Origin of the sequence: Bradyrhizobium sp. CCBAU 11386, assembly GCF_028128955.1 — a bacterium.
Taxonomy (GTDB): Bacteria; Pseudomonadota; Alphaproteobacteria; order Rhizobiales; family Xanthobacteraceae; genus Bradyrhizobium.
Genome location: NZ_LBKA01000219.1, coordinates 39,193 through 57,250 on the forward strand (window position 1 = coordinate 39,193; position 18,058 = coordinate 57,250).

The following is an 18,058-nucleotide window of genomic DNA, read 5'->3' on the forward strand; positions in this document are numbered from 1 at the left end:
GGTGCTCCCAAGGCAGGGGTTACGATGCAGACGCAGGGCGACAAGCAGCTTTCGGACGAGCAGAGTCGCGAGATCGCGGAGACCATTCGCGAGGAGCTCGCCAGACGCCGGATCTCCCGGCAGGCGCTGGCCGAGCAGGCCAAGCTTAGTCTGTCGACGCTGGAGAAGGTTCTCGGCGGCCGCCGGCCGTTCACGCTGGCGACGACGGTCCGGCTGGAGCAGGCGCTGGGCGTGTCCCTACGCAAAAGCGCCATCGTCGTGACGCCTCCAGCCGCAAACGACGTCGCGCCCGACAGCCTCGGCTCCTATGCGCATCGCGCAGTGACCTGGCTCGAGGATGTCTACATCACGTTGCGGCCGTCATTCGGCGACAAGGACGCGATCTTCGCCTACCGCACCGAGATCGTCTGGGAGCCGAAAGTCTCGTCGCTGGTCTTTCGCGAGGGCGATCGGACCGATGCCGCCTATGAACACACCGGCGAGGTCGCGGTGCCGCACCAGTCCGGCTTCATCTATCTCGTCATCATCAAGCACGGCCAGCATCGCGTGATCACGGTGTCGCGGCCGACGGTCGCCGGCGAGATGTACGGCATCATCTCGACGCTCCGCGCCGGCCCCGGCTCGCAGCTGACGCCGATCGCGGCGCCGATCGCCTACGTGCCGCTCAGGAATGTTCCGAAGCCATCTTTGGGACGGGTCGCGCCCGACGACGCCAACCATGCCTTGTATCGAAAGCATCTGCGCCGCACGGTCGAGGAGCCGTTCGCGCTCTTCCTACCGGGATAGCTAGTCGCGCTGAAAAGGAATAGCGGCCCTTCGGCCGCTATTCGGTATCTTCAGACGGGCAGGTTCGGTCGAACTAGCCGCCCGTTTCAGCGCTGATGATGGGGCCGAACAGTTCCCACTGGCCGTTCTTGAACCGCCACATCTTGAGCTGCTCGATCGGCGCGAAGTCGGTCGGCGAGGTGTTGATCTTGATTCCCGGGATCAGCGTATCGGGAGCGAAGTCCTTCAGGCTGGCGGCCTGCTTCATCACGTTCTCGCGGGTGAGATTGTCGCCCGCCTGCTTCAGCACCTGCACCATCGTCTGGGCCGCGGCATAGCCGTAGACCAGATTGGCGTCCGAGATGTTTGCGCCGGGCATGTATTTGTCGATGAAGGCCATGAACTTCTTCATGCCCTCGTCGTCTTTCCACTGCGGATCCGATGCGTCCTTCAGATAGCCGGCCGACAGCACGCCCTCGGAGGCTTCGAGGCCGGCGGGCTTCATCACCGCGCCGATGGACACTGAAACGTCCGACATCAGGTGCATCGGCTTCCATTCCAGCTCCGCGATCTTCTTGATGGCTTGCGCCGCGAATTTCGGGGTCGAGATGTTCACGAAGACATCCGCGCCGGTGCGTTGGCGACTTTCTTGTCGACTTCGGAAACAACTGAGAATTCCTTGCGCAAGGTCGGCTTGTGGATCTTGCCGGTGGCGTTGCGCGGCAGCGCATCGACGAAGCGAATTTGGCGTGGGCATTTGAAGCGCGCGAGATTGGCCGCGCAATGTGCGAACACATCGGTCTCCGTCAGCCTTTGTCCCGGCTTGACCGCGACGATGGCAACGCCCACCTCGCCCCATTGCGGATCGGGAATGCCGATCACGGCGGCTTCGGCGATCGCGCCAAGCTGGTGCAGGACGTTCTCGACCTCGGCCGGATAGACGTTCTCGCCGCCGGAGATGTACATGTCCTTCCAGCGGTCGACGATGTAGTAGAAGCCTTCCTCGTCGACGCGCGTCGCATCGCCCGTGTGCAGCCAGCCGTCGGTGAAGGAGGATTTGTTCGCCTCCGGCTTGTTCCAGTAGCCGGGCGTGATGTTCGGTCCCTTGACCCAGAGCTCGCCAAGCTCGCCGACATCGGCGTCGCTGCCGTCGGGCCGCACGATGCGCACCTCCGTGTGCAGCACCGGCTTGCCGGCGGAGCCGGCCTTGCGCGCCGCATCCTCGCGGTCGAGCACCAGCACGGCCGGCGAGGTCTCGGTCATGCCGTAGCCCTGCTGGAGCGCGACGCCGCGCGCCTCCCAGACCTTCAGCAGCGGCACCGGCATCGGCGCGCCGCCGACACCGCCGACGATCAGCCGGGTCAGGTCAGTCGTCGCGAAGGCGGGATGCTGCGCCATGAACTGGTAGATCGCGGGGACGCCAAAGAACACGTTGATGCCCTGCGCGGGATCGTTGATCAGGCCGAGCGCCGTGCCGGGATCGAAGGCCCGCATGATCATCACGGTGCCGCCGGCATGCAGCACGGGATTGGTGTAGCAATTCAGCCCGCCGGTATGGAACAGCGGCAGCACGGTGAGCAGCACCGAGGACGGCCCGATGCAGGCGGGACCGCCGAGATTGACGCAATTCCAGAACGTCATGCCATGGGTGATGGTCGCGCCCTTCGGATGACCCGTGGTGCCGGACGTGTACATGATGGTCGAGACGTCATCGAGCGTGACCTCCTCGATCCGGTCGAGCGGCTTTGCGGCGGCGATGCCGGCCTCGTAGGCGCCGCCGGGACCGAGCAGCAGGCTGGTCGCGACATCGCAGAGTTTGGCAACGCTCAGCGCGGTCTCGGCGAGGTCGGCATCATGGATCATCACCTTCGGCGCACAGTCGGCGGTGATGAACTGGAGCTCGGGAACGGTGAGGCGGGTGTTCAGCGGCACGAAGATCGCACCTAACCGCCCGCAGGCGAACTGCACCTCCAGTGTATCGGTCGTGTTCAGCGCCAGCACCGCGACGCGGTCGCCGCGCGAGACCTTCAGCGTGTGACGCAGGCAGGAGGCGAGACGCGAGACCCTCGCATCCAGCTGTGAATAGGTGAAGCGGCGCTCGCTCGCGAGGTCGATGACCGCGACCTTGCCAGGCGTGCGGCGGCCATGATGGGCGATCCAGTCGTAGTAACGAACGGCCAAAAGTCCCTCCTTCGGCGGTCTTGTGCCGCCTGCGCCCTATTGCCGTGCACCATGCCCGGCGTGGCCCTGAGGCCAGCCGGAGTTTGTGCACCACGTCTTTTTTGACTTAGAGTTGGCGCGCGAGGGGCGAAAATCGTCTTGCGTTGAGTTGCTAGGTGATGGCCTGCTGAATGGCCTTGTCGGGTCAGCCACTCCGCGCAAGTGAGCTGCCCAGGTTCCAGCCATGGTGGATGAGACGAATCCGTCCGCGAGGCGAGAGTGCGATGAAGAGCCCGTTCTATACCGCCGAGCACGACGCCTTCCGCGACGTGATGCGCCGCTTTGTCGAGAAGGAGATCACGCCCTTCGCCCATGAATGGGACGAGGCCGGCGAGTTTCCCCGCGCGCTCTATTGCAAGGCGGCGGAGATCGGGCTGCTGGGGCTGGGATTCCCTGAGGAATATGGCGGGATTGCCGCCGACCAGTTCATGAAGATCGTGGCGAGCCAGGAGCTGGCGCAGGCCGGCGCCGGCGGCGTCAGCGCCAGCCTGATGAGCCACACCATCGGCTCACCACCGATCGCGCGTGCGGCGCGGCCGGAGGTGAAGGCGCGCGTGCTGCCGCAGGTGCTGGCAGGCGAGAAGATCTCCGCGCTCGCGATCACCGAGCCGGGCGGCGGTTCGGACGTTGCGGGCCTCCGCACCAAGGCGCGGCGCGACGGCGATCACTACGTCGTGAGCGGTGAGAAGACCTTCATCACCTCGGGCGTGCGCGCCGATTATCTGACCGTTGCGGTGCGCACCGGCGGCGAGGGCGCCGGCGGCGTCAGCCTGCTCCTGATCGAGGGCGACACGCCCGGCCTGTCGCGCACGAAGCTGAAGAAGATGGGCTGGTGGGCCTCCGACACCGCGACGCTGCATTTCGACGACTGCCGCGTGCCGGCCGAAAATCTGATCGGCGAGGAGGGCCAGGGCTTCAAGATCATCATGCAGAATTTCAACAGCGAGCGCATGGGCATGGCGGCGAGCTGTACCGCCTTCGCCCGCGTCTGCCTCGACGAGGCGACTGCCTACGCCAAGGAGCGCAAGACCTTCGGCAAGCCGCTCGCCCAGCACCAGGTTATCAGGCACAAGATCGTCGACATGGCGCAGAAGGTGGCGGCGTCGCAGGCGATGCTGGAGATGTTGGCCTGGCGTCTGGAGCAGGGCGAAAGTCCGGTCGCCGAAATCTGCATGATGAAGAACCAGGCAACTCAGACCATGGCGTTCTGCGCCTCGGAAGCCGTGCAGATCTTTGGCGGCGCCGGCTTCATGCGCGGCATCAAGGCCGAGCGCATCTACCGCGAGGTCAAGGTCAACGCCATCGGCGGCGGCACCGAGGAGATCATGAAGGATCTGGCCTCAAGGCAGATGGGGCTGTGATGCACGCTGTCATTCCGGGGCGCGCGCAAGGCGCGCGAGCCCGGAATCCATCGGGCTCCAGACTCCGCAGAGAAATGGATTCCGGGCTCATCGCTTCGCGATGCCCCGGAATGACGAGAGGATAACATGCTGTTCACCGCCGACCACGACGACATCCGCCGTTCCCTGCAAAGGTTCATCGCGGGCGAGATCAACCCTCACGTCGATGAATGGGAGAAGGCCGACATCTTCCCCGCGCACGAGCTGTTCAAGAAGATGGGCAACCTCGGCTTCCTCGGATTGAACAAGCCGGTCGAATTCGGCGGCTCTGGGCTCGACTATTCCTACGCGCTGATGATGGCGGAGGAGCTTGGGACCATCACCTGTGGCGGCGTGCCGATGGCGATCGGGGTGCAGACCGACATGGCGACGCCCGCGCTGGCGCGATTCGGCTCGGAGGAGGTGCGACGGGAATTCCTGGCGCCGTCGATCTCCGGTGACTATGTGGCCTGCATCGGCGTTTCCGAGCCCGGTGCAGGTTCGGACGTTGCCTCGATCAAGACCAACGCACGTTCGGATGGCGACGACTATGTCATCAACGGCGGCAAGATGTGGATCACCAACGGCACCCAGGCCGACTGGATCTGCCTGCTCGCCAACACCGGCGATGGGCCCGTTCACCGCAACAAGTCGCTGATCTGCGTGCCCATGAAGGCCAAGGGCGTCACAGTGGCGCGCAAGCTCGACAAGATGGGCATGCGCTCGTCCGACACCGCGCAGATATTCTTCGACGATGTCCGCGTCCCCAAGCGCAACCGGATCGGCGAGGAGGGCAAGGGCTTTACCTACCAGATGATCCAGTTCCAGGAGGAGCGTCTGTGGGGCGCGGCGGCCTGCCTGAAGGCGCATGAATACATCATCAACGAGACCATCGAGTACACGCGCAACCGCAAGGCTTTTGGCCAGAGCATCCTCGACAATCAAGTCGTGCACTTCAAGCTCGCGGAGATGCAGACCGAGGTCGAGCTGTTGCGTGCGCTGATCTATCGTGCCGGTGAGGCGCTGGTGGCGGGCGAGGACGTGACCAGGCTCGCGACCATGGCCAAGCTCAAGGCGGGCCGGCTCGGCCGCGAGCTCACCGACGCCTGCTTGCAATATTGGGGCGGGATGGGCTTTACCAACGAGACGCCGGTCAGCCGTGCCTATCGCGACAGCCGTCTGACCTCGATCGGCGGCGGCGCCGACGAGGTCATGCTGATGGTCCTGTGCAAGATGATGGGTACGCTGCCCGGCAGCAAAGGGAATTCCTGATGATCACGCTCTATCACTGTGACGCCGCACGCTCGTTCCGTCCGCTCTGGATGCTGGAGGAGATGGGGCTGCCGTACGAGTTGAAGATGCTGCCGTTCCCGCCGCGGGTGTTCGCCAAGGAATATCTCGGCATCAATCCGCTCGGCACCATCCCGTTCATGATCGACGGCGAGACGAAGATGACGGAGTCCTCCGGCATCTGTCATTACCTCGGCATCAAGCACGGGCCGACGCCGCTGATGGTGAGACCCGAGGATCCCGCCTATGGCGCGTTCCTGAACTGGATGTATTTCAGCGATGCCACGTTGACCTTCCCGCAAACGCTGGTGCTCCGCTACACCCAGCTCGAGCCCGAGGAGCGCCGTAATCCGCAGGTCGCCGGCGACTACGCCAAATGGTTCCTCGGCCGGCTGCGCGCCGTTGAGGCAGCAACCGCGAATGCCGAAACCTTGTGCGCCGGCCGCTTCACCGCCGCCGACATCGTGATCGGCTACGCGCTCCGCCTCGCCGACAATATCGGCCTCGCCAAGGACTTCGGGCCAAATGTCGCAGCCTATTGGGCGCGATTGCAGCAACGCGAGGGCTTCAAACGCGCGGTTGCTGCAGAGCAGAAGGCCGGCGTCGAGCAGAATGTCGCGCCAAGGGTGAGGGCGTAAGCCCCAATGTCGTCCCGGCGAAGGCCGGGACCCATACTCCCAGGGAGATGTTTTGCGAAGATTGGTCGTTCGGGATCAGCACCGCCCGCATCGGTAGACCTCGCGGTGGGTCCCGGCCTTCGCCGGGACGACGGTGTGGTTGAAAGGTTCCGAGCTCGTCCTTCGGTCGTCCCGGAATGACACCCTTTTTGCGCGCCGTGACAGCGCTATCCCGTCGTGACAGCGCCCAAATTTCCGCTAAGGTGACCTCCGTCCGCAGCGGCCAGAGAGCCGCGCGAGGAGGACCCCAATGGAAGATATCGGTCGCGAATCCGACCATCTGATGCTCATCACGCCGGAACGAGTATTCTATGCCGGCCTGCTCGGCCGCCCCCGCAAGCGGACCCCTGGCTGTTGCCATGTCTATGTGGCGGTCAAGGGCAACCTGCACCTGACGATCGACGACGTCCTTGCCACCGGCGAGCTGTTCGTCACCCTGCCGAACCAGCGGCATTCCATTGCCGGCGACTACCGCACGGCAATCAGCGTGACGCTCGAGCCGGAAAGCATGCCGGATGGCGTGATCGAGGCTTTGGCCGAGCGGCTGACCGGACCGGACCGGGCCGTCTATGCCCGCAAGATCCTCGCCGCCTACGCGCTGCTGCGCCAGCGCCGCTACGGCGACATCACCACCGCCGAATTCGACGAGATGTGCTTTGGCGAGGCGCTGCCGCGCCGCGTGCTCGATCCGCGGGTGATGCGCGCGGTCGCGCGCATCGGACGCTTCTCCGGCGAACCGGTGACGGCGGATACATGTGCTGCGGAAGCAGGCCTCTCCGCCTCGCGCTTCCTGCATCTGTTCAAGGAGGAGACCGGCATCTCGTTCCGCTCCTTCCGCGCCTGGAAGCGCGCGCGGCACCTGCTGCACTTCGCCAATCAGGACCTCAACCTCGCCCATCTCGCGCAGGACATCGGCTATCCCGACTCGACGCATTTCAGCCATTCGATCCGCCGTTTCTACGGATTGAAGCCGCGCGCGATCTTCGTCGGTTCGCGCGACCTTGCGATCTATCGCAGCACCGAGACGGTGAGGCTCGCGGAAGCGAGCTAGCGTTGCCCTCGTAGGGTGGGTTAGCTCGCGGCTGCGCGAAGCGCAGTCCGCCAGCGTAACCCACCACTTCTGTCTCCGCGGTTGAGAGACCTTGGTGGGTTACGCCTTCGGCTAACCCACCCTACAGTTCCTCGTTTCCCCCTAGCTTCTCCGCGCAAGAAGCCGCATGCCGCGCGTCACATGATCGCAAGCGTTGAATTCTCAACCTGCGAGACATCCAAGTCATGAGCGTCAAGGCATGAGCGACAAGGCCGTCATCACCTGCGCGCTGAACGGCGTGCTCACCGACCCCAGGCAGCACAACGTGCCGGTGACGCCCGAGCAGATGGCACGCGAGGCCAAAGCTGCGTTCGATGCCGGCGCCAGCATCATGCACATCCATCTGCGCCAGCAGGCGCCGAACAAGGGACATCTGCCGTCCTGGGAGGTCAGCGTCAGCAAGGAGATCCAGCAGGCGATCCGAGAGTCCTGCCCGGGCGTGATCATCAACCACACCTCGGGCGTGTCGGGGCCGAACTACAGCGGCGCACTCGACTGCATCCGTGAGACGAAGCCGGAGATCGCCGCCTGCAACGCCGGCTCGCTGAATTATCTGAAAGTGAAGGCCGACAACACCTGGGCCTGGCCGCCGATGATGTTCGACAACGCCGTCGAGAAGGTGAAGGACTATCTCGACGTCATGAACGCGGTAGGCACCATCCCCGAATTCGAGTGCTTCGACGTCGGCATCGTGCGCTGCGTCGGCATGTACACCCAGGTCGGCATGTACAAGGGCCCGCTCGAATATAACTTCGTGATGGGTGTTGCCTCCGGCATGCCGTCGGACCCCGACCTGCTGCCGCTCCTGATCAAGCTGAAGCGCCCCGAAGCGCATTGGCAGGTCACGGCGATCGGCCGCGAAGAGATCTGGCCGCTGCACCAGCGCTGCGCCGAGCTCGGCGGCCATCTGCGTACCGGTCTCGAAGACACCTTCTATCTCGCCGACGGCACGAAGGTGACGTCGAACGGCCAGCTGATCGAAGCCGTCGCAGCCTGTGCCCGCCGCGCCGGCCGCGAGATCGCAAGCCCCGCCGAGGCGCGGAAGATCTTTGGGACGAATCGCTGAGTGTCGTTCCGGGGCGCGCGAAGCGCGAACTATGGTGCGCAGTTGCGCACCTGAGAACCTCGAGATTCCGGGTTCGATGCTTCGCATCGCCCCGGAATGACGGAGTAAACTGTGTCCATTCTCGAAAACACCATTTCTCCCGGCAGCGCCGCCTACCACGCCAACCGCGATGGCATGCTGGGTTTGATCGACCGCATGCGCGCGCTGGAAGAGCGCACGCGGGCGGCGTCGGCCGCGGCAAAGGATCGTTTCCACAAGCGCGGCCAGCTGCTGCCGCGCGAACGCGTGGCGCTGGTGCTCGATCCCGGCGCGCCCTTCATCGAGCTGTCGACACTCGCCGGCTACATGTTCGACGTGCCGGATGCGAACAAGAGCGTGCCGGGCGGCGGCGTCATCGCCGGCATCGGCTTCGTCTCGGGCATCCGCTGCATGGTCAGCGCCAGCGATTCCGGCATCGACGCCGGCGCGCTGCAGCCTTTCGGCCTCGACAAGACGCTGCGGGTGCAGGAGCTCGCGCTGGAGAACAAGCTGCCTTACGTGCAGCTGGTCGAAAGCGCCGGCGCCAACCTGCTGCGTTACCGCGTCGAGGATTTCGTCCGCGGCGGCAACATCTTTCGCAATCTCGCACGGCTCTCGGCGGCGGGACTGCCGGTCGTGACCGTGACGCACGGATCGTCCACCGCGGGCGGTGCCTATCAAACGGGCCTGTCCGACTACATCGTCATGGTGCGCGGCCGCACCCGCGCCTTTCTCGCGGGGCCGCCGCTGCTGAAAGCCGCAACCGGCGAGATCGCGACCGAGGAAGAGCTCGGCGGCGCCGAGATGCATACCCAGATCTCCGGCCTGGGCGATTACCTCGCCGAGGATGATCGCGATGCGCTGCGCATCGCACGCGAGATCATGGCGGCGCTGGAGTGGGAGCGGCCGGGTAGGGCGGCGCTTCAATTCAAGCCGCCGCGCTACGACCAGGACGAGCTGCTCGGCATCATGCCGATGGACCACAAACGCCCCGTGGACATGAAGCAGGTGATCGCGCGCATCATCGATGATTCCGACTTCACCGAGATGGCGCCGAATTACGGCCCGGCCACCGTTTGCGGCCATGCCCGCATCGAGGGGCAGGCGATCGGCATCATCACCAACAACGGCCCGCTTGATCCTGATGGCGCCAACAAGGCAACGCATTTCATCCAGGCCTGCTGCCAGACCCGGACGCCGCTGCTCTATCTGAACAACACCACCGGCTACATGGTCGGCAAGGCCTATGAAGAAGCCGGCATGATCAAGCACGGCTCGAAGATGATCCAGGCGGTGACGTCGGCGACCGTGCCGCAGATCACCATCTATTGCGGCGCCTCGTTCGGCGCCGGCAATTACGGCATGTGCGGGCGCGGCTTCCATCCGCGCTTCTGCTTCTCCTGGCCCAACGCCAAGACCGCGGTGATGGGCGGCGAGCAGGCCGCCGAGACCATGGCCATCGTGACGGAAGCCGCCGCCGCGCGCCGCGGCAAGCCGATCGAGAAGGACAAGCTGGACGCCATGAAGGCGCAGATCGTCGGCGTGTTCGATGGCCAGATGGACGTGTTCTCGACCAGCGCGCGCGTGCTCGACGATGGCGTGATCGATCCGCGCGACACCCGTGCGGTGCTGTCGGAGGTGCTCGCGATCTGCCGCGAGGGCGACGCACGCACGCCCCAGCGCATGCAGTTTTCGGTGGCCCGCCCATGAGGAACGGATCAGTGCAGCTCCGGCCGTTCTTCAAGGTCCTGATTGCCAATCGCGGCGAGATTGCGCTGCGGGTAATGCACAGCGCGCGGAAGCTCGGCCTCGGCGTCGTCGCAGTCTATTCCGACGCCGATCGCGATGCGCTGCATGTGCGGCAGGCCGATCAGGCCGTGCGCATCGGCGAAGCCCTGCCGGCGCAATCCTATCTCAACATCCCCGCGATCATTGCCGCGGCCAAGGCCTGCGGCGCGGATGCCGTCCATCCAGGCTACGGTTTCCTCGCCGAGAACGAGGACTTCGCGCAGGCCTGCAAGGAGGCGGGTCTCGTCTTCATCGGCCCGTCGCCCCAGGCGATCGAGGCGATGGGCAACAAGGCCGGCGCCAAGGAGATCATGAGGAAGGCCGGGGTGCCGTGCGTGCCCGGCTATCAGGGCACCGAGCAGAGCGACGAGGTCATGCTCGCGGAAGCCAAGAAGATCGGCTTCCCCGTGATGATCAAGGCGGTCGCCGGTGGCGGCGGCCGCGGCATGCGGCTCGTGACCGATGCGGCGTCGTTCCCCGATGCGTTGCGCAGCGCACGATCGGAGGCGAAGGCTGCGTTCGGCGATCCCGCGATCATCCTCGAACGCGCGATCCAAAATCCCCGGCACATCGAAATCCAGGTGTTCGGCGACAGCCACGGCAACGCCATCCATCTCGGCGAGCGTGACTGCTCGGTGCAGCGCCGGCACCAGAAGCTGATCGAGGAGGCGCCGTCGCCGGCAGTCGCGCCGGAGCTGCGCGCGAAAATGGGCGAGCTCGCAGTCGCCGCGGTGAAGGCATTGCGTTACGAGGGCGCCGGCACGCTGGAGTTCCTGCTCGATGCGAGCGGCGAGTTCTACTTCATGGAGATGAACACGCGCCTCCAGGTCGAGCATCCCGTGACTGAAGCCATCACCGGGCTCGATCTCGTCGAATTGCAGCTGCGCGTCGCGCGCGGCGAGCCGCTGCCGGTGAAGCAGCAGGATATCCGCTTCGTAGGCCATGCCATCGAGGTCCGGCTGTGCTCGGAAGATGCCGCGCACGATTTCATGCCGCAGTCCGGCCGCATGGCGCGTTGGCAGGTGCCTGACAGCATCCGCGTTGAGCATGCGCTGCAATCGGGTGCGGAGATCCCGCCGTTCTACGATTCGATGATCGCCAAGCTGGTCAGTCATGGTGCCACGCGCGAAGAGGCGAGGGGACGGCTGATCGTCGGCCTGGAGCAGCTCACCGCTTTCGGCGTGACCACCAACCAGGCTTTCCTGATGGCGTGCCTGCGTCACCCCGGCTTCGCCAAGGGCGAGGCGACGACGGCGTTCATCGGTGCGCATCGCGACGAGCTGCTGGCGCAGCCGGCGGACGCAGCGTTCGACACAGCGCTGGCGGGCCTGCTGCTCTACGTCACAAATCCGCGCGCGCCGTCATGGAGAGGGGGGCGGAGCCTGTCGGCAACGTTCCCTCTGCCCGCGAAAATCGAGATCGCCGGCCACGGGCATGAGCTCGAGGTCACCCGCGAGCGCGACGGCGGCTACACCGTCGCCGCCGACGGCCGGCAGGACAGGTTCGACATCGAGCAGCTCGATCCCGATGCGATCCGCTTCCGCCATGACGGCGTGATGGACAGCGCCAAGTTCCTGCGCGAGGGTGACCGGCTCTATCTCCAGCACCGCGGCATTCCGCTCGCGGTGACCGATTTCACCCTCGCCGCGCCGAAGGCCGCTGCAAGCAACGGGGGCGACGGCAAGGTTCGCGCCGCCCTGAACGGCCGCGTCGTCGCCGTGCTGGTCAAGCCGGGCGACCGCGTCGCCGCGGGCCAGCCGGTGATGACGCTGGAAGCGATGAAGATGGAGCATATCCACAAGGCCGGCATCGACGGCGTGGTCGCCGCGATCGACGTTGCCGAAGGCGAGCAGGTCACGACGGGACGGATCGTGGCGGAGATCGAGGCGGGCTAGAGCGGGGAACTCGGAATCGTAGGGTGGGTTAGCGAAGCGTAACCCACCAACTTCGTCCCGCAATCGGGGAAACATGGTGGGTTACGCCCAGCGAACTGCGCTTCGCGCAGTCGCAAGGCTAACCCACCCTACGGGATCGCGTTGGTACGCCCCGTCCCCTCATTCAGCAAACACGCCACCTGATGTCCGGCGCCCGCATCCATCAGCGCCGGCCGCTCAATCTTGCATCGGTCCATCGCAAACCGGCAGCGGGTGTGAAACGCGCAGCCTGATGGGGGATTGACCGGGCTCGGCACGTCGCCATCGACCAGCGGCGCGAGCTTCTTCGCGAGCGGGTTGGCAACCGGCACGGAGGCGAGCAGGGCCTGCGTGTAGGGATGCCGGGGGTTCTTGAACAGCTCGTCCTTGCCGGCGATCTCGACAATGCGGCCGAGATACATCACGGCGACGCGGTGGCTGATATGGGCGACCACGGCGAGGTCGTGCGCGATGAAGAGGTAGGAGAAGCCGTGCTGGCGCTGGAGATCGATCAGCAGATTGATCACCTGCGCCTGGATCGAGACGTCGAGCGCGGAGACCGGCTCGTCGCAGACGATCAGGCGCGGCCCCAGCGCCAGCGCCCGTGCGATGCAGATGCGCTGGCGCTGGCCGCCGGAGAATTGATGCGGGAAATTGCGCATCTGGTCGGGCCGCAGGCCCACCTGCTCGAACAGTTTTGCGGTGCGCGCCTCGAGCGCCTTGCCGGTCGCAAGCCCATGCACGGCCAGCGGTTCGCCGACGATGTCGCCCGCGGTCATGCGCGGATTGAGCGAGGCGAACGGGTCCTGGAACACGATCTGCATCGAGCGGCGGTGCGGGCGCAGCGCCGCCTTGGAAAGATGCGTGATGTCCTCGCCCTCGAGGCGGATCTGTCCGGAGGTCGGTTCGACCAGCCGCAGCACGCTGCGCGCCACCGTCGACTTGCCGCAGCCGGATTCGCCGACCAGCCCCAATGTTTCGCCGACACCAACCGTGAACGAGACGCCGTCCACCGCGTGCACGGTGCCGACCTGCCGGCGCAACACGCCGGCGCGCACCGGGTAATGCTTTTTGAGGTCGGTGACTTCGAGCAGCGCTTCGGTCATGCGACCTCCGCGACGTCAGCCGCGCGCCAGCAGGCGGCGAGATGGCCTCCGCCCCAATCCTGCAATGGCGGGTACTCCTCGCAGCGCTTGATCGCGAGCTTGCAGCGCGGAGCGAAGGCGCAGCCCTGTGGCAGCCGCACCAGCGACGGCACGGTGCCGGGAATTTCGTTGAGCCGCGCCTGCGTCGCGGCGCCGGACGCCGGCACCGACGGAATCGAGGCCATCAGCCCGCGCGTATAGGGGTGTTTGGGATCGGCGAACAGCGCCTCGACGCTGGCTTCCTCGACCTTCCGGCCCGCATACATCACGATCACGCGCTGCGCGGTCTGCGCGACAACGCCGAGATCATGGGTGATCAGCACGAGCCCGGTGCCGAGCTCCTTCTGGAGGTCGAGGATCAGCGCCAGGATCTGCGCCTGGATGGTGACATCCAGCGCGGTGGTCGGCTCGTCCGCGATCAGCAGCGCGGGCCGGCAGGCCAGCGCCATCGCGATCATCGCGCGCTGGCGCATGCCGCCGGACAATTGGTGCGGATATTCCCGTGCGCGCCGTGCCGGTTCCGGAATCCGCACCAGCCGCAGCATCTCGACCGCGATGTTCCAGGCTTCTTTGGCCGACATCACCCGGTGCAGCCGCACGGCCTCGACGATCTGGTCGCCGATCCGCATGACGGGATTGAGCGACGTCATCGGCTCCTGGAAGATCATGGAGATGCGGTTACCCCTGACAGCGCGCATCTGTGCTTCACTCAGCGCCAGCAGGTCGGTGCCTTCGAGCGTGACGGTGCCGCCGACGATGCGGCCGGGAGGATCGGGCACCAGCCGCATCAGCGACAGCGCGGTGACGCTCTTGCCGCAGCCGGATTCGCCGACGATCGCCAGCGTCTCACCGCGCTTGACCGTGAAGGAAACGTCATCGACGGCCTTGAAGAGACCGGAGTTCGTGAAGAACACCGTCTTCAGGTTCTTCACCTCGAGTACGAGATCGGATTTATCAGCCATCAACTGCGCTGCCTCGGATCGAGAATGTCGCGCAGGGCGTCGCCGAACAGGTTGGCGCCGAACACGGCGAGGCTGATGGCGATGCCCGGGAAGATCACCAGCCACGGCGCGGTGCGGGCATATTCGGCCGCGGATTCCGACAGCATGCGGCCCCAGGACGGATAAGGCTCGGGAATGCCGAGGCCGAGGAAGGAGAGCGAGGCTTCGGTCAGGATCGTCGAGCCGAGCTGGGCGGTTGCGAGCACGATCAGCGGCGCCAGCGTGTTCGGCAGCACATGGCGGAGCGCGATGCGCACCTCGCTCATGCCGATCGACTTGGCGGCTTCGATAAAGGGCAGTTCGCGCAGCGCCAGCGTGTTGGCGCGAATGACGCGCGACACGGTCGGGATCAACGGAATGGCGATGGCGATGATGACGTTCGGCAAGGACGGACCGAGTGCGGCGGTCATGATCAATGCCAGGACCAGCAATGGAAGCGCCTGGAGGACGTCAGAGACACGCTGGAACACCAGATCGACCCAGCCGGAGAGATAACCGGACGTCAGCCCGACGATGACGCCGATCGTGCCGCCGAGCGCGGTCGAGCCGATGCCGACGGCAAGCGAGATGCGTGCACCATGGATGATGCGGCTGAAGACGTCGCGGCCGAAGGAATCCGTACCCATCCAGTGCGCCAGGCTCGGGCGGGCTAGCGCACGGGCGGAGTCGATCGTCAGCGGATCATAGCGCGCGATGAAATCGGCGAAGATCGCCGTGAGGATGAACGCCGTCATGATGACGAGCCCCGCAGCGCCCAGCACATGCCGCTGCGCCAGAAACAGCACGCGCCGCCAGCCCTCGGTCGCATGCACGCCGGCGCGTCTCAGTTCAAGATCATAGTCGATCGTGGCCAATCAGCTCTCCTAATCCGTGTACCGGATACGCGGATCGAACACCGCATACAGCATGTCGACGATGAAATTCGCGCTCACCACCACCACGGCGATCAGCATCACGAGGTTCTGCACGATCGGATAATCGCGCCAGCGGATCGCCTCGACCAGGAAGCGCGCGACGCCGGGGATGTTGAACACGGTCTCGGTGACGATCAGTCCGCCGATCAGGAACGCCGCCTCGATCCCGATCACGGTGATGACGGGCAGGATCGCGTTCTTCAGCGCATGCTGGTAGTTCACCGCGGCATCGGATGCGCCCTTGGCGCGCGCGGTGCGGATGTAATCCTGCCGCAGCACCTCCAGCATCGAGGAGCGGGTGATGCGCATGGTCAGTGCCGAACTGCGGAATCCGACCACCATCGCCGGGATGCAATAGGTTGCGACCGCCTCGCCAAAACTCTGGGGGTTCGGATTGAAGAGCGGCATCTGGCCGAACATCGCCACCGACGCCGTGAGGACCAGCAGCCCCAGCCAGAATGACGGCAGCGACAGGCCGGAAAGACTCACGACGCGCAGCGCGTAGTCGAGCCGCGTTCCCTGCTTCACCGCGCTGATGACGCCCAAGGGAATACCGATGGACGCCGAAAACAGCAGCGCCAAGCCGGCGAGCCGCGCCGTGATCGGGATCCGCGGCAGGATCTCCTGAAGCGCCGGCTTCTCGGAGACATAGGAGTAACCAAAATCGCCGCGCAGGAAGCCGCTGATCCAGTGCCAATATTGCACCACCAGCGGCTGGTCGATGCCGAGCTCCTTCTCCAGATTGGCCTTGTCGGCGGGATCGACATAGCCGGCCGCGGCAAACAGGATGTCGACGATGTTGCCGGGCACGATGCGCAGCAGGAAGAAGATGACGACCGAGATCCCGAACAGGGTCACGATCATCAGAAACAGGCGCCGCACCAGATAGGCAAACATCCCGCGCCCTCCCGTCGAACCGTCAGCGCGCTACTTGTCCATCCAAACGTCTTCGTACCGATACCCATTATAGGAGCTGTTCGACATGACCGTCACGCCCTTGACGTAGGGCTGCCAGCAGGTGCCCGCGCGCGCATGGAAGATGATCGGGCGCGCGACGTCCTCCTGCAACTTCTTGTCGATGTCCCATACCAGCTTCTTGCGTTTGGCGATGTCGGTCTCCTGCGACTGCACCTCGAACAGCTTTTCGATGTCCTTGTTGCAGTAGTTGGTGTAGTTCCGCTCGGAACCGCAGGAATAGTTCTCGTAAAACGACTGGTCGGGATCGTCCACGGCGTTGCCGGTCAGATTGAGGCCGAGCATGTAGTCCTTGCGCGCGACTTTCGAGAACCAGTTCGCCGTTTCGACGACGTCGAGCTCGCCGTCGATATAGATGCTCTTGAGCTGGTCGATCAGGATCACCGCGGGATCGCGATATTCGGCAAGGTTGCGGGTCGAGACCTTGACCGCGAGATGCTTTTCCGGACCGTAGCCCGCCTTCTGCATCAGCTTGCGCGCCTCCTCGCGGTTGGCGTTCACGTCGGGACCATAGCCCGGAATGCTCTCCAGCATCTCCTTCGGCATGCCCCACAGCCCGTTCGGCGGCGGCAGCATGGTGCCGCCGATGTCGGCCTGGCCCTCGAACATGATCGAGATGAAGGCCTTGCGGTCGAGTGACATCGCCATGGCGCGGCGGATGTCGATATTGTCGAACGGCGGTGCGGTCGAATTGACGATGATGTTGGTCGAGACATTGGTAGGCTCGACCTTGCAAACGGCATTTGCTGCCTGGGATTTCACATCCTTCAGCAGCGGGATGGTGATGTGCGTCGGGAATGTCATGTCGAACTTGCCGGCGACGAATGCGAGGATCGCCGTCGAGCGGTTCGGGATGATGGTGAACTCGATGCCGTCGAGATAGGGCCGACCCTCGCGCCAATAATCCGTGTTTCGCGTCAGCTTGATCGATTCATTGGCCTTGAACTCGACGAATTTGAACGGGCCGGTACCGATCGGATGCGTGCGCATGTCACCGGGCGAGACGTGACACGGGTACACGGGCGTATAGCCGGAGGCGAGCAGCGCCAGCAGCGACGGTTGCGGCCGCTTCAGGTTGAAGGAGACCTCGAGATCGCCATTGGTCGAGATGTCGTTGACCTGATCGTACCAGGTCTTGCGTGGGTTCTGCCGGAACTTCTGCTGCGACTTGCCCATCAGCATGTCGAAGGTGCATTTGACGTCCGCCGAGGTGAACAGCTTGCCGTCGTGCCATTTGATGCCCGGGCGCAGCTTGAAGGTCAGCGTCTTGTTGTCGTTCACCCAGGCCCAGCTCTCCGCGAGCTCCGGCACGATGGTATCCATGCTGTTCTGCGCCACGTCCTGCTTGTAGATGACGAGGTTGTTGAACACGGGCATGAGGGGAACGTTGAGCGAGTAGGTCGCGCCTTCATGGATCGAGGCATTGCCGGGGCTGTCGCGGTGATACATCCGCAGGATTCCGCCCTGCTTGGGCTCGCCGGCCAATGCCATGGTCGAAAACGCCAGCAAAGATAGCGCCGCCGTTGCGGCGAGCGCCCGCACGCTCCGCATCCTCGTCCTCCCTGGACAACAGCCTTATTCGGCCTGTTTGAACCGACGATAGCGACGCCCGCGCAGCGAGGCAACCGGCAAGGGTGGCGGCGCTCTCGACAATTCGGATGACGGAAGGCCGCAGGGGGCCTTGTCTCATAATGTGAGGTGTTCCTCCCCGGCGTCGTCCTGGACAAGGGAGCGAAGCGAGCGCTGATCCAGGACCCATTACCACAGGATTGGGTTTGGCGATGGCTCGTGGTTACCAGGTCGCGCCGCAACTTCTG

General features: G+C 64.9%; 14 protein-coding genes and 1 pseudogene. 8 read left to right on the forward strand and 7 right to left on the reverse strand.

What is annotated here, in order from left to right:
- The first annotated feature begins 24 nt into the window (after positions 1-24).
- A complete protein-coding gene (locus XI09_RS18765) occupies positions 25-786 on the forward strand; it encodes a helix-turn-helix transcriptional regulator (RefSeq protein ID WP_271568149.1) in 762 nt (253 codons plus the stop codon).
- A gap of 73 nt (positions 787-859) precedes the next feature.
- On the opposite strand, the pseudogene XI09_RS18770 reads toward XI09_RS18765, so the two are convergent.
- Together XI09_RS18770 and XI09_RS18775 are read right to left on the reverse strand one after the other, a co-directional pair.
- A pseudogene (locus XI09_RS18770) lies at positions 860-1,399 on the reverse strand (ABC transporter substrate-binding protein); the annotation flags it as partial.
- Positions 1,378-2,946: an acyl-CoA synthetase gene (locus tag XI09_RS18775; protein WP_271568150.1), complete on the reverse strand. Its 1,569-nt coding sequence runs from the start codon at positions 2,944-2,946 to the stop codon at positions 1,378-1,380. The pseudogene XI09_RS18770 and the gene XI09_RS18775, both read right to left, overlap by 22 nt.
- Before the next feature lie 263 nt (positions 2,947-3,209).
- Here XI09_RS18775 and XI09_RS18780 point away from each other — a divergent pair, with 263 nt between their 5' ends.
- The 7 genes from XI09_RS18780 (at position 3,210) to XI09_RS18810 (ending at position 12,188) form a co-directional block, all read left to right on the forward strand.
- On the forward strand, positions 3,210-4,346 hold the full coding sequence (locus XI09_RS18780) for an acyl-CoA dehydrogenase family protein (protein WP_271568151.1): 1,137 nt from the start codon (positions 3,210-3,212) through the stop codon (positions 4,344-4,346).
- A 126-nt stretch (positions 4,347-4,472) separates the two neighbouring features.
- Positions 4,473-5,636 carry an acyl-CoA dehydrogenase family protein gene (locus tag XI09_RS18785; protein ID WP_271568152.1) on the forward strand — a complete coding sequence of 388 codons (1,164 nt, stop codon included), beginning with the start codon at positions 4,473-4,475 and terminating at the stop codon, positions 5,634-5,636.
- Entirely contained in the window at positions 5,636-6,292 is a 657-nt protein-coding gene (locus tag XI09_RS18790) for a glutathione S-transferase family protein (protein WP_271568153.1), read from the forward strand. Before XI09_RS18785 ends, XI09_RS18790 begins: the two co-directional genes overlap by 1 nt.
- 289 nt (positions 6,293-6,581) lie before the next feature.
- Positions 6,582-7,382, forward strand: coding sequence for a helix-turn-helix domain-containing protein (locus XI09_RS18795; protein ID WP_135179156.1), 801 nt, complete (start codon positions 6,582-6,584; stop codon positions 7,380-7,382).
- Between the two features lie 238 nt (positions 7,383-7,620).
- On the forward strand, positions 7,621-8,487 hold the full coding sequence (locus XI09_RS18800; protein ID WP_271568154.1) for a 3-keto-5-aminohexanoate cleavage protein: 867 nt from the start codon (positions 7,621-7,623) through the stop codon (positions 8,485-8,487).
- 111 nt (positions 8,488-8,598) lie between these two features.
- Positions 8,599-10,215: an acyl-CoA carboxylase subunit beta gene (locus XI09_RS18805; RefSeq protein WP_271568155.1), complete on the forward strand. Its 1,617-nt coding sequence runs from the start codon at positions 8,599-8,601 to the stop codon at positions 10,213-10,215.
- Positions 10,212-12,188, forward strand: coding sequence for an acetyl/propionyl/methylcrotonyl-CoA carboxylase subunit alpha (locus XI09_RS18810; protein WP_271568156.1), 1,977 nt, complete (start codon positions 10,212-10,214; stop codon positions 12,186-12,188). Before XI09_RS18805 ends, XI09_RS18810 begins: the two co-directional genes overlap by 4 nt.
- A gap of 128 nt (positions 12,189-12,316) precedes the next feature.
- On the opposite strand, the gene XI09_RS18815 is transcribed toward XI09_RS18810, so the two are convergent.
- Genes XI09_RS18815 through XI09_RS18835 form a run of 5 tightly spaced genes read right to left on the reverse strand, consistent with a single transcriptional unit; the run spans position 12,317 to position 17,792 of the window.
- Positions 12,317-13,312 carry an ABC transporter ATP-binding protein gene (locus XI09_RS18815; RefSeq protein WP_271568157.1) on the reverse strand — a complete coding sequence of 332 codons (996 nt, stop codon included), beginning with the start codon at positions 13,310-13,312 and terminating at the stop codon, positions 12,317-12,319.
- Positions 13,309-14,313 carry an ABC transporter ATP-binding protein gene (locus XI09_RS18820; protein WP_271568158.1) on the reverse strand — a complete coding sequence of 335 codons (1,005 nt, stop codon included), beginning with the start codon at positions 14,311-14,313 and terminating at the stop codon, positions 13,309-13,311. The genes XI09_RS18815 and XI09_RS18820 overlap by 4 nt, the downstream gene beginning before the upstream one ends.
- Entirely contained in the window at positions 14,313-15,206 is an 894-nt protein-coding gene (locus tag XI09_RS18825) for an ABC transporter permease (RefSeq protein ID WP_271568159.1), read from the reverse strand. The genes XI09_RS18820 and XI09_RS18825 overlap by 1 nt, the downstream gene beginning before the upstream one ends.
- A 9-nt stretch (positions 15,207-15,215) precedes the next feature.
- Entirely contained in the window at positions 15,216-16,163 is a 948-nt protein-coding gene (locus tag XI09_RS18830; RefSeq protein WP_271568160.1) for an ABC transporter permease, read from the reverse strand.
- 30 nt (positions 16,164-16,193) lie between these two features.
- The gene (locus XI09_RS18835) at positions 16,194-17,792 is read right to left on the reverse strand and encodes an ABC transporter substrate-binding protein (protein WP_271568161.1); all 1,599 of its coding nucleotides are present in this window, start codon (positions 17,790-17,792) and stop codon (positions 16,194-16,196) included.
- Positions 17,793-18,058 lie beyond the last annotated feature (266 nt).